Origin of the sequence: Streptococcus sp. UBA3373 (assembly GCF_002360305.1) — a bacterium.
Taxonomy (GTDB): Bacteria; Bacillota; Bacilli; order Lactobacillales; family Streptococcaceae; genus Streptococcus; species Streptococcus alactolyticus.
In genome coordinates this window covers 68,332-79,608 of the sequence record NZ_DEQF01000011.1, presented here as the reverse complement: position 1 = coordinate 79,608, position 11,277 = coordinate 68,332, and the positions used below count along the sequence as shown (strand labels likewise).

Annotated in this window: 14 protein-coding genes; 12 read left to right on the top strand and 2 right to left on the bottom strand. The window is 40.8% G+C overall.

Going from position 1 to position 11,277, the window contains the following annotated elements:
• From mutM to B3R79_RS01980, 9 genes are all read left to right on the top strand, one after another.
• Nucleotides 1–710: DNA-formamidopyrimidine glycosylase (mutM, locus tag B3R79_RS02020; RefSeq protein WP_293693460.1), on the top strand; the 710-nt coding region annotated here is incomplete at its 5' end.
• Nucleotides 695–1,303 (top strand): dephospho-CoA kinase, encoded by a 609-nt coding sequence (coaE, locus tag B3R79_RS02015; protein ID WP_293693459.1) that lies wholly within the window; start codon nt 695–697, stop codon nt 1,301–1,303. The genes mutM and coaE, both read left to right, overlap by 16 nt.
• A gap of 135 nt (nt 1,304–1,438) precedes the next feature.
• Nucleotides 1,439–2,608 carry a multidrug efflux MFS transporter gene (locus B3R79_RS02010; RefSeq protein ID WP_293693492.1) on the top strand — a complete coding sequence of 390 codons (1,170 nt, stop codon included), beginning with the start codon at nt 1,439–1,441 and terminating at the stop codon, nt 2,606–2,608.
• A complete protein-coding gene (rpmG, locus tag B3R79_RS02005) occupies nt 2,605–2,751 on the top strand; it encodes a 50S ribosomal protein L33 (protein ID WP_167829324.1) in 147 nt (48 codons plus the stop codon). Before B3R79_RS02010 ends, rpmG begins: the two co-directional genes overlap by 4 nt.
• Before the next feature lie 76 nt (nt 2,752–2,827).
• On the top strand, nt 2,828–3,064 hold the full coding sequence (gene secG, locus B3R79_RS02000) for a preprotein translocase subunit SecG (RefSeq protein ID WP_154455427.1): 237 nt from the start codon (nt 2,828–2,830) through the stop codon (nt 3,062–3,064).
• 59 nt (nt 3,065–3,123) lie between these two features.
• Nucleotides 3,124–3,264 (top strand): hypothetical protein, encoded by a 141-nt coding sequence (locus B3R79_RS01995; RefSeq protein WP_154455426.1) that lies wholly within the window; start codon nt 3,124–3,126, stop codon nt 3,262–3,264.
• Entirely contained in the window at nt 3,264–5,603 is a 2,340-nt protein-coding gene (rnr, locus tag B3R79_RS01990) for a ribonuclease R (protein WP_293693491.1), read from the top strand. The genes B3R79_RS01995 and rnr overlap by 1 nt, the downstream gene beginning before the upstream one ends.
• Nucleotides 5,604–5,635: 32 nt before the next feature.
• Nucleotides 5,636–6,103: an SsrA-binding protein SmpB gene (smpB, locus tag B3R79_RS01985; protein WP_154455425.1), complete on the top strand. Its 468-nt coding sequence runs from the start codon at nt 5,636–5,638 to the stop codon at nt 6,101–6,103.
• Nucleotides 6,104–6,258: 155 nt separating this feature from the next.
• Nucleotides 6,259–6,558 carry a bacteriocin immunity protein gene (locus tag B3R79_RS01980; RefSeq protein ID WP_293693457.1) on the top strand — a complete coding sequence of 100 codons (300 nt, stop codon included), beginning with the start codon at nt 6,259–6,261 and terminating at the stop codon, nt 6,556–6,558.
• Nucleotides 6,559–6,600: 42 nt separating this feature from the next.
• Here the strand turns inward: B3R79_RS01980 and B3R79_RS01975 are convergent, their stop codons facing one another.
• Entirely contained in the window at nt 6,601–7,281 is a 681-nt protein-coding gene (locus B3R79_RS01975) for an NAD(P)H-dependent oxidoreductase (RefSeq protein WP_204984275.1), read from the bottom strand.
• 176 nt (nt 7,282–7,457) lie between these two features.
• Between B3R79_RS01975 and B3R79_RS01970 the strand changes: the two genes are divergently transcribed.
• A complete protein-coding gene (locus B3R79_RS01970) occupies nt 7,458–7,784 on the top strand; it encodes a DMT family transporter (protein ID WP_168260483.1) in 327 nt (108 codons plus the stop codon).
• 38 nt (nt 7,785–7,822) lie between these two features.
• Here the strand turns inward: B3R79_RS01970 and B3R79_RS01965 are convergent, their stop codons facing one another.
• Nucleotides 7,823–8,908, bottom strand: coding sequence for a M24 family metallopeptidase (locus tag B3R79_RS01965; RefSeq protein ID WP_293693454.1), 1,086 nt, complete (start codon nt 8,906–8,908; stop codon nt 7,823–7,825).
• A gap of 237 nt (nt 8,909–9,145) precedes the next feature.
• Here B3R79_RS01965 and ccpA point away from each other — a divergent pair, with 237 nt between their 5' ends.
• Both ccpA and B3R79_RS01955 read left to right on the top strand, forming a co-directional pair.
• On the top strand, nt 9,146–10,147 hold the full coding sequence (gene ccpA, locus B3R79_RS01960) for a catabolite control protein A (protein WP_204984277.1): 1,002 nt from the start codon (nt 9,146–9,148) through the stop codon (nt 10,145–10,147).
• 130 nt (nt 10,148–10,277) lie between these two features.
• Nucleotides 10,278–11,273, top strand: coding sequence for a glycosyltransferase (locus B3R79_RS01955; protein ID WP_293693451.1), 996 nt, complete (start codon nt 10,278–10,280; stop codon nt 11,271–11,273).
• Nucleotides 11,274–11,277: the final 4 nt, after the last annotated feature.

The following is an 11,277-nucleotide window of genomic DNA, read 5'->3' as shown; positions in this document are numbered from 1 at the left end:
TCGAAGCCTTTGAAATAGACCTAATTGGGCAAACGTTTCAGGCCATTGGCCGACGTGGTAAATATTTGTTGCTGCAATTAGATAGGCAAGTGATTGTGTCCCATCTGCGTATGGAAGGAAAATACCTGCTTTTTCCACAAGAAGTTCCTGAAAACAAGCATTTTCACGTCTTTTTCACGTTAGATGATGGCTCAACCTTGGTTTACCAAGATGTCCGCAAGTTTGGCACAATGGAATTGTTGTTGCCTGAGCAAGTTGAGCCTTATTTCCAAAATAGGAAGCTTGGGCCAGAGCCAACCAAAGCGGCTTTTGATTTAGCAACTTTTGAAAAGCAACTGGGACAATCAAAAAAACTGATAAAACCGCATCTTTTGGACCAAACGTTGGTGGTTGGCTTGGGTAATATCTACGTCGATGAGGTGCTTTGGGCAGCAAAAATTCATCCAGAACGTATGAGTTCGACCCTGACAAGTCCTGAAATCACCTTGCTTCATGACGAGATTATTCGTATTTTGCAGTTGGCCATTGAAAAAGGTGGAACAACGGTTCGAACGTATCAGAATGCCTTTGGTGAAAATGGCCGCATGCAGGATTTTTTGCAGGTTTATGGCAAAACAGGTCAGCCTTGCCCACGTTGTGGAACGCCTATTGAAAAAATCAAGGTGGGCGGGCGTGGCACGCATATTTGTCCGAGGTGCCAAAAACGATGACGAAGATAGTTGGTATTACAGGCGGCATTGCTTCTGGCAAATCAACGGTGGTAGCCCAGCTTTGCAAACACGGTTATCAGGTGATTGACGCTGACCAAGTGGTGCATGACTTGCAAAAAAAAGGTGGCAGGCTGTATCAAGCTCTGTTTGATTGGCTAGGTGATGCCATTTTACAGGACAATGGTGAACTTGACCGTCAAGCCTTAGGGCAAGCAATTTTTGGAAATCAAGAGATGATGGCCAAGTCATCTGCTTTGCAAAACGATATTATTCGTCAGGAACTCGCCCAACGTCGTCAGGAACTTGCCAAAACGGAAAGCCTCTTTTTCATGGACATTCCCTTGTTGATTGAGTTGGATTATGTGGGTTGGTTCGATGCCATTTGGTTGGTGGTTGTGGACGATGAAATGCAGTTAAATCGCTTGATGGCGCGTAATCATCTCACGTTAGCTGAGGCCAAAAAGCGTATGGCTAGCCAAATGCCGACCAAAGAGAAACTGGCTTATGCGGACCATATCTTAGATAATAATGGCGATAAAGCTGCCCTAGAGAAGCAAGTAGAAGCTCTATTGACAGACTTATCCCAACTTTAGCTTTTTACGCTGTAAAAACAATTTCTTGTATAATCACTTTTCCATTAAGAAAAAAGTGTGCTATAATATCAATGATTTTTTTAGAAAGAAGGGGTTATTATTAGTCGCGAAGTTAACTGGCAACAAAATCTCCGTATAGCTTGGCTCGGTAATTTCTTTACTGGGGCAAGCTTTTCACTTGTTATGCCATTCATGATTGTGTATATTGAGGAATTAGGTGCTCCTAAGGATATGACTGACTGGTACGCTGGTTTGGCGGTTTCGCTGTCGGCACTAAGTTCAGCCTTGATTTCACCAGTGTGGGGGCGTTTTGCGGACCGTTATGGTCGTAAGCCAATGATGGTGCGGGCAAGTTTGGCCATGACCTTTACTATGGGGGGGTTAGCCTTTGTTCACAATGTGTATTGGTTGTTGGCTTTGCGCGTGTTAAATGGTTTGCTTTCGGGTTATGTGCCCAATTCAACCGCTCTGATTGCTAGTCAAGTTCCCAAAGAACGTTCGGGTTATGCTCTAGGAACCTTAGCAACAGGGGTTATTGGTGGAACCTTGGTGGGTCCTTTAATTGGTGGGGTATTAGCTCAGTGGCTAGGTATCCGCCACGTTTTTTTATTGGTCGGCTTTATCTTGTTACTTTGTAACTTGTTGACTTTCTTCTTTATCAAGGAAGATTTCAAGCCTGTTACCAAGGAAAAAGATTTATCAACCCGCGAAGTGTTTGAAGCAATTAAAGACAAACAAATCTTGATTGGCTTGTTTATCACCAGCATGACCATTCAAATTTCTGCGCAATCCATTGCTCCAATTTTGACCATGTACATTCGTCATTTGGGGCAAAAAGAAAATCTGATGTTTGTTTCAGGATTGATCGTTTCGGCGTTAGGTTTCTCAAGTATGCTTTCTAGCTCAAGCCTTGGAAAACTTGGGGATAAGATTGGTAACCACCGTTTGTTGCTTATTGCTCTTTTTTATAGTTTTTGCATGTATATCTTATCAGCCCTCTCCCAAAATACCCTCCAATTGGGAATTGTGCGTTTCTTCTACGGTTTTGGGACAGGGGCTTTGATGCCAAATATCAATTCGCTTTTGAATAAGATTGCACCACGAGAAGGGATATCGCGAATCTTTAGTTACAATCAAACCTTTAGTTACTTAGGACAAGTTATTGGGCCATTCATTGGTTCAGCTGTTGCCACAGGTCTTGGCTATCGTTCAGTCTTTTATGTAACCAGTCTGATTGTCCTAGCCAACTTTGTGTGGAGTTTGATTACCTTTAGAAAATATTTAACAGTTAAGGAAATAGTGTGAGAGTAAAGATTCATTTAACGTGTAGCAGTTGTGGTCAAAAAAATTATCTGACCAGTAAAAACAAAACCACCCATCCAGAACGGATTGAGGTACCCAAATATTGTCCAAAAGAACGAAAAGTGACCCTACATATTGAATCTTGATAAGTTTTATGTTAAAGTAGTATTGACCATAGTGTAGGAAGGAAAAAAGAATGCTTCGGTATTCTTGATGGCATAAATGTACGACTTTTTATTAACCGTTTTACTGATTTTATCAGTTATTATTGTGATTTCGATTTTAATGCAACCACAAAAGAATCCAAGTAGCAATGTCTTTGATAGTAATAGCTCTGAAGCTTTGTTTGAGCGTACAAAGGCACGTGGCTTTGAAGCATTCATGCAACGTTTTACAGCCATTTTGGTTTTCTTTTGGTTAGCCATTGCTTTAGTACTAGCAATCTTATCAAGTAACTAGATAGCGGTTAGGGACGGACTTTGTCTTAGCCGCTCATCTTGAATGGTGTCTAAGAACTCATGAGCTGGTCAGTCAGCTCATTTTTTATTATGAATGAAAGTGGTAAAAGCGAGTTCACAGTACTTGCTTTTCCAAATCAAGAGATTAAAGGTGAGGATATAAAAGGCTTTTTAGAGGAAAAAGCCAAAAAAGCAGTATGATGAATGACAAAATTATAACGTATTTAGAAACACGAGAAAAAGTGACGGTGAATGAATTAGCCGAGGCTTTGGAGATGACTGGAGCTAAGAAATTTCCTAAGCTGATTAAGGAAATTTCAACCCTTGAAAGTCAGGGAAAGTTGCGTTTTAATGACGCTGGTATGCTATCTTTGCGTAAGAAACAAGAAAAGAAAAAAGAAGTTACCGTTACAGGGATTTTTCGAGCAAATAAGGCAGGCTTTGGCTTTTTAATCGTTGATGAGAATGAAGACGATATGTTTATCGGTCGCAATGATGTTGGCTATGCGATTGATGGGGATACGGTTGAGGCAGTCATTAAAAAGCCTGCTAACCGTTTGAAAGGAACAGCTGCTGAAGCTAAAATTGTTGGTATTGTGGAACGCAGCCTGAAGACTGTTGTGGGGAAATTTATCCTCGATGATGAAAAGCCAAAATATGCTGGTTACATCAAATCTAAAAATCAAAAAATCCAACAAAAAATTTACATCAAAAAAGAGCCCGTGGTCTTGGACGGAACTGAGATTATCAAGGTAGATATTGACAAGTACCCAACGCGTGGCCACGATTATTTTGTCGGTCAAGTGCGTGATATTGTGGGACATCAAGGCGATGTGGGGATTGATGTCTTGGAGGTCTTGGAATCGATGGACATCGTGTCTGACTTTCCAGATGATGTGCTTGCGGAAGCCAATGCTGTGCCCAATGTACCAACAAACAAAGATTTGATTGGGCGAGTGGATTTGCGTCAAGAAGTGACGTTTACCATTGACGGTGCGGATGCCAAGGACTTGGACGATGCCGTACATATTAAATTGCTTGATAATGGCCATTTTGAATTGGGTGTGCATATTGCGGACGTATCTTATTATGTGACAGAAGGCTCTGCCCTAAACCGTGAGGCAGTGGCGCGTGGAACTTCTGTTTATGTAACGGACCGTGTGGTACCTATGCTGCCTGAGCGTTTGTCAAATGGAATTTGTTCCCTCAATCCAAATGTGGACCGTTTGACGCAATCTTGTCTGATGGAAATCGATCGCAAGGGTCGTGTGGTCAATCACCAAATTTGCCAATCAGTGATTAACACCACTTTCCGCATGACTTATAGTGATGTCAATGCTATCCTTGCTGGGGATGACGAATTGGCAGAAAAATACCAGCCGATTGTTGAATCGATTCACCACATGGCTGATTTGCACGCCATTTTGGAGAAAATGCGTGTGCGTCGTGGGGCTTTGAATTTTGATACCAATGAGGCAAAAATTATCATCAATGATAAAGGGATACCTGTGGATATCGTCTTGCGTCAGCGTGGTGTAGCTGAACGCATGATTGAGTCTTTCATGTTGGCAGCCAATGAAACCGTAGCAGAACATTTCTCAAAACGCAAATTGCCTTTTATCTATCGTATTCACGAAGAGCCTAAAGCAGAGAAATTGCAAAAATTCCTTGATTATGCAAGTATTTTTGGCATTCACATTCATGGGACGGCCAATAAAATCACCCAACAAGCCTTGCAAGAATTCATGGCTAAGGTGGAAAATAAGCCAGGTGCAGACGTTTTGAACATGATGTTGCTGCGTTCGATGCAACAAGCCCGCTATTCAGAACACAATCATGGGCATTATGGTCTGGCAGCAGAGTATTATACCCACTTTACAAGCCCAATTCGCCGTTATCCTGACCTTCTGGTTCACCGCATGATTCGCGAATACACGCAGGTCACTGATGAGAAAATCGAGCATTTCAGACAAGTTATCCCTGAATTAGCCACTTCCTCATCAACCCTTGAACGCCGGGCTATCGACGCTGAACGCGTAGTAGAAGCCATGAAAAAAGCAGAATACATGGAAGAATACGTTGGCGAAGAGTTTGAAGGTGTGGTATCTAGCGTTGTCAAATTTGGTCTGTTTATTGAATTGCCAAATACCATTGAAGGGTTGATTCACATCACGACTCTCCCAGAATTTTACAACTACAATGAGCGTACCATGACGCTGCAAGGTGAGAAGTCTGGCAAGGTCTTTCGTGTGGGGCAACCAATTAAGATTAAGTTGGTTCGTGCCGACAAGGAAACAGGCGACATTGACTTTGAATACCTACCAAGCGAGTATGACGTGATTGAAAAAGTGAAAAAATCCCGTAAGGACCGCTCTAACAAGGACAAACGCCGACCAAAATCAGACCAAGCAAAGGACCACAAATCTAAAAAACGCAAAGGCTCTAAACCAGCTAAAAAAGCATCTAAAAAATCAGGTAAGAAACCTTTTTACAAAGAGGTTGCCAAGAAAAAAAACGTAAAAAGAAATAAGTCGCTATAACGTGACGACAAAGGTTCAAGAGAGGTATCGCTATGCCAAAAGGTGAAGGAAATGTCGTGGCCCAAAATAAAAAAGCTCGTCATGACTATAACATTATTGATACAATTGAAGCAGGAATAGTCCTAACAGGGACTGAAATCAAAAGCGTTCGTGCTGCTCGTATTCAACTAAAGGACGGCTACGCTCAAATTAAAAACGGAGAAGCTTGGCTCATTAATGTCCACATTTCTCCTTTTGAGCAAGGGAATATCTGGAATCAAGACCCCGACCGCACTCGAAAATTATTGCTGAAAAAACGTGAAATTGACAAATTAGCCAATGAATTAAAAGGAACAGGGATGACCCTCGTTCCTCTCAAGGTTTATTTGAAAAATGGCTTTGCTAAAGTCTTGCTCGGTGTGGCAAAAGGAAAACACGATTATGATAAGCGCGAATCCATCAAACGCCGCGAACAAGACCGCGATATCAAACGCCAAATGAAAAATTTCAATGCACGTTAATCACTATAAAAAAGCTCCGTGGTGAGCTTTTTTTGTTTTTAGAACCGTTTAGGACTTAAAAATAACCGTTTGTGACTAAGCTGTCCATTGTTTTGAAAAGTGTGCTATACTAGTAAACATTAAGAAGATACCGAAAGGTGATAGAAGGGGTGATTATGATGGGAATAAAATGGTTTTCAGGTGGTAAAGAGAGAAGAGAGGCAGCCTTGCCTATTTTTGAGGAATTAATCGCATCAATGGCAAATGATAGCAAAAAAGAGCCTTTGACGGCACTCTTGGTCAAGTACCGTCAGGAATTAAAAACAAGTGGTACATCAACGCCTTTTATCTTTAATCAAATGAACATCGAACTGGTAAAGGTCATGGCAGATAATCACATTGTTTTATCCAAAGAACAATCCGACTTATTTAAAGCCTTGCAGCAGCTATCGGCTATCCGTTATGGTTATTATTAAGCAGTTAAAAAGGCTAGGACACAAGTCCTAGCCTTTTGGTTTTTAATCCCACCAAGTGATGACTTCTTCGCGTGGTTTGCGTGAGCGTGGGTGTTTTGGGTCACGGAGGCGATAGCCAAAGGATACCATGCTGGCAATGCCTTCTTTGTCAGGATCAATGATGCCTTCCTGAGCCAAAATAGTATTGACCTTGTCATAGTTGAAGCCCTCAATCGGGCAAGAATCAATGCCAATCATGCTAGCTGTGGTCATCATATTGCCAAGAGCGATGTAGGTTTGCTTTGCTGTCCAATCAAACAAGGCTCTTGAATTATCAGCCATCTTCATGTCGTTTTTTTGGAAAGATTTATAAGTCGCCAAGCGAGCATTGAGCTCTTCCTCACCAATAAACCCACGACGAATCAAGCTTTCTTTGACTGATTCAGAATCGTAGCGGGCATTTTTTTCTGCAAGGAGCAAGACAAAATGACTAGCAGTGTCCAGCTGGTATTGGGCACCCCAAGCGACGGCATTGAGTTCTTGACGCAGTTTGGCAATGTGTGGACGGTCCAAGACGACAAAACGCCAACCTTCTAATCCGATAGAAGAAGGGCTTAGCCAAGCACTATCCAAAATAAATTCCATATCCTCACGCGAAATGACTTTGTCATTATAGACACGAACGGCAACGCGGTTATCAAATGCAGCACGAACGGTTTCTTTGATGGTTTCTTTAGATGTCAGTGTCACATTCCTTTCTAGTTAATCATTGTTACTAAAATGACCATATCATTAGAATTAAGACTTGTTTTTTTTTACCTATTTAAAATAAAATAGGGTCATCTATCTTTTATTTTACCACAAGAGATGCAAAACGTAGATACAATAGATAAAGCAAGACATAAGGAGGTCAATCAGTTGTGTCGTATATCTACCTGTTTATCGCGATAATAGGTGAGTTGTTGGGGACAACATTGTTAAAAGTATCAGAAGGGTTTAGTAAACCCTTACCTGGTGTATCAGCCCTGTTGAGTTATGGAGTGTGTTTCTTTTTCTTGTCATTAGCCATGAAAAAAATTCCACTGGGGATTACCTATGCCACTTGGTCAGGTGTTGGTTTGCTAGTAACGGCTGTTATTTCCATCTTGGTTTTCAATGAAAAGCTCAATCTTTACACCATTATTGGTTTGGGCTTGATTATTGTCGGAGTCTTGATGGTTAATTTGCTAGGAAATGCAGGGCGTTAACAAAAAAACGTTCAGATGTTGAACGTTTTTTCTTGTGTTTAGCCTTCAAAGTAAAGTAATTCTTTTGGTGTTTGGGTAAAGACTTCAAATCCTGATTTGGTCACATGACCGCAATCTTCAATACGAACCCCAACTTTACCAGGAATGTAAATACCAGGTTCAATAGAGAAGCACATGCCTTCTTCGATAACCAAGTCGTTTCCTGCCATGATTGATGGGAATTCGTGCACGTCCATACCGATTCCGTGTCCAAGACGATGGTTGAAGTATTCACCGTAACCTGCTTTTTCAATCACATTGCGAGCCGCAGCATCGACTTCAGCAGCGGTTACACCTGGTTTGATAAAGTCTTGAGCGGTTAATTGGGCTTCCAAGCAAAGTTCGTAAATGTCTTTTTTGAATTGGTCTGGTTTGCCGATCGCAACAGTACGCGTCATATCACTAGTGTAACCCAGCGTTTCAACACCAAGGTCAAAGAGCAAAAGAGCGTTGTTTTCGATTTTGTTGGTACCTGGAATACCGTGTGGGTTGGCAGCGTTATTACCAGTCAAAACCATAGTATCAAAACTCATTTTGTTGATGCCTTGTTTTTTCATTTCAAACTCAATCATCGCGATGATGTCTGTTTCGGTATTGTTGAGTGAAATGTTGTCAAATCCTACGTGAACAGCCTTATCCGCAAATTGTCCAGCAACCAACATTTTGTCGATTTCGTCTTGTGATTTGATGAGGCGCATTTTTTGAATAAACGGTGTCAAGTTTTCAAAATGCCCATCAAAAACAGTTTGCAAGCCTTGGAATTTGGTTAGATTAAGGTTGTCAAATTCTGCAAAAATTTTGCTGCTGTCAGTTGATGGCAAATCTGCTTTGATTTTTTGCCAAGGGTTTTCAGAATCCATATAGCCAAAAACAGTGAAATCAAGGACTTGGCTAGCGCGTGCCACTTCTAGTGCTGGAACAAAAAGCACAGGGTCACGGTCACTATAAACAAAGAGGAACATTTGGCGTTCATGTGGGTCACAGTAAAAACCAGTCAAATAGTTGACCGTTACAGGGTCAGAAAAAACCGCAAGGTTAGCTTTTTCTTGCTGAAGATAAGAACGAATTTGTGTTAATTTAGACATAAGAACCCTTCTTTCTATTACTCACATTTTTTCAAAAAAAAGTAAAAAAATCAAGTCTTTCTTGAAAAAAATAAAGATTAGAGATAGCTGCAAAACGACTTGGTTAAGCGAAAAAGTAGCTTTTAAAAATTAAAATAGATAAAAAATTAAAAAGAGTGCTTTAGTACTTGAAAGCGTTTATAAAAAATGATAGAATATGATGAAAGCGAAATTTTCAAATAGAAAGGAAGTCCAACAATGAATACTGATGATACGATTACAATTTACGACGTTGCCCGAGAAGCTGGCGTTTCTATGGCAACTGTCAGCCGTGTTGTAAACGGAAACAAAAACGTCAAAGAAAACACACGTAAAAAAGTTCTTGAAGTCATTGAACGTTTGGATTATCGTCCAAATGCCGTTGCTCGTGGTTTGGCAAGTAAAAAAACGACAACTGTCGGTGTGGTTATTCCAAATATTGCCAATAGTTATTTCTCAATTCTAGCAAAAGGGATAGATGATATCGCTGCTATGTATAAGTATAATATTGTCCTAGCATCTAGTGATGAAGACGATGACAAAGAAATCAACGTTATCAACACCTTGTTTGCCAAACAAGTGGACGGTATTATCTTTATGGGACACCATTTGACTGAAAAAATTCGTGCAGAGTTCTCTCGCTCACGTACACCAGTTGTTCTTGCCGGTACTGTTGATTTAGACCACCAATTGCCAAGTGTTAATATTGATTACAAGGCTGCTGTGGCTGATGTTGTGGATCGCTTAGCTGAGAATAACCAAGAAATCGCTTTTGTTTCAGGTCCGCTCATTGACGAAATCAATGGTAAAGTTCGCTTAGCTGGCTATAAGCAAGGTCTTGAAAAGAACAACTTATCGTTCAAAGAAGGTCTTGTCTTTGAAGTCAATTACAACTATAAAGATGGGTTTGAGTTAGCCAAGCGTGTGCTCAATTCAGGTGCTACCGCAGCTTATGTGGCAGAAGATGAATTAGCAGCAGGCTTGCTTAATGGCTTGTTTGAAGCGGGTGTCAATGTTCCAGAAGATTTTGAAATCATCACAAGCAATGATTCACCAATCACTTCCTACACACGTCCAAACCTAACAAGTATTAGTCAGCCAGTTTATGATTTAGGGGCTGTTAGTATGCGTATGCTCACTAAAATCATGAACAAAGAAGAGTTAGAAGAAAAAGAAATCATTCTAAACCATGGCGTGACTGTACGTGGAACCACACGTTAAATTTAATCTTAGAGATCTTTCCTTAAAAAAACTCGCGATGCAGTCGCCGAGTATCCGCAAAAAAGTGTCTAATCAGGCACTTTTTTGTCTTTAAATGAAAAAAAACAGAAAATAAGCTATAATAAATAGTATGAAAGTTTTACTATATTTGGAAGCGGAAAATTATTTGAGTAAATCAGGTATTGGGCGTGCGATAAAACACCAAGAACGCGCTTTAAACATGGTAGGACAAGCTTATACCATCAATCCTGAAGATGATTACGATTTGATTCATATTAACACTTACGGTCTAAGGAGTGGTTACCTGCTCCATCAGGCTAAAAGGGCTGGGAAAAAGGTGATTGTGCATGGGCATTCGACGGAGGAAGATTTTAGAAACTCTTTCATTGGTTCTAATTTGGTTTCCCCTTTGGTGAAACGCTATTTGCGTCATTTTTACCAAACAGCCGATGCGGTCATCACTCCAACCGAGTATTCTAAATCTTTGATTGCAGGTTATGGGGTTCAAACACCTATTTATGCAGTGTCAAATGGCATTGATTTGTCACGTTATGTGCCAAATCCACAAAAAGAGCAGGCTTTTAGGGATTATTTTAAGCTAAAATCTGATGACAAAGTGGTTATTTGTGCGGGATTGTATTTCATGCGCAAGGGTATTGATGATTTTATCAAGGTCGCTGAGCAGATGCCTGATGTCCGATTTATTTGGTTTGGAGATACAAACAAATGGGTGATTCCGCATAAAGTCAGACGTTTAGTCGAACACGACCACCCTGAAAATGTTACTTTTGCAGGCTACATTAAAGGTGATGTTTTTGAGGGAGCTATGAGTGGTGCGGATGCTTTCTTTTTCCCAAGTCGTGAAGAAACAGAAGGTATCGTGGTCTTAGAGGCTTTGGCTAGTCACCAACGAGTCGTTTTGCGTGATATTCCCGTTTATAAGGGTTGGTTGGATGATAAATCAGCTACCTTTGCCAGCGATGTCCCTGGTTTTGTCAAGGCGCTTAGACAGGTGCTTGCTGATAAAACCTCTACACGTGAGGCAGGTTATCATGTGGCTGAGAGTCGCAGCATTGACAAGGTGGCTCATGAATTAGTGCAGGTTTATGAAAAAGTAATGGAGTGATAAC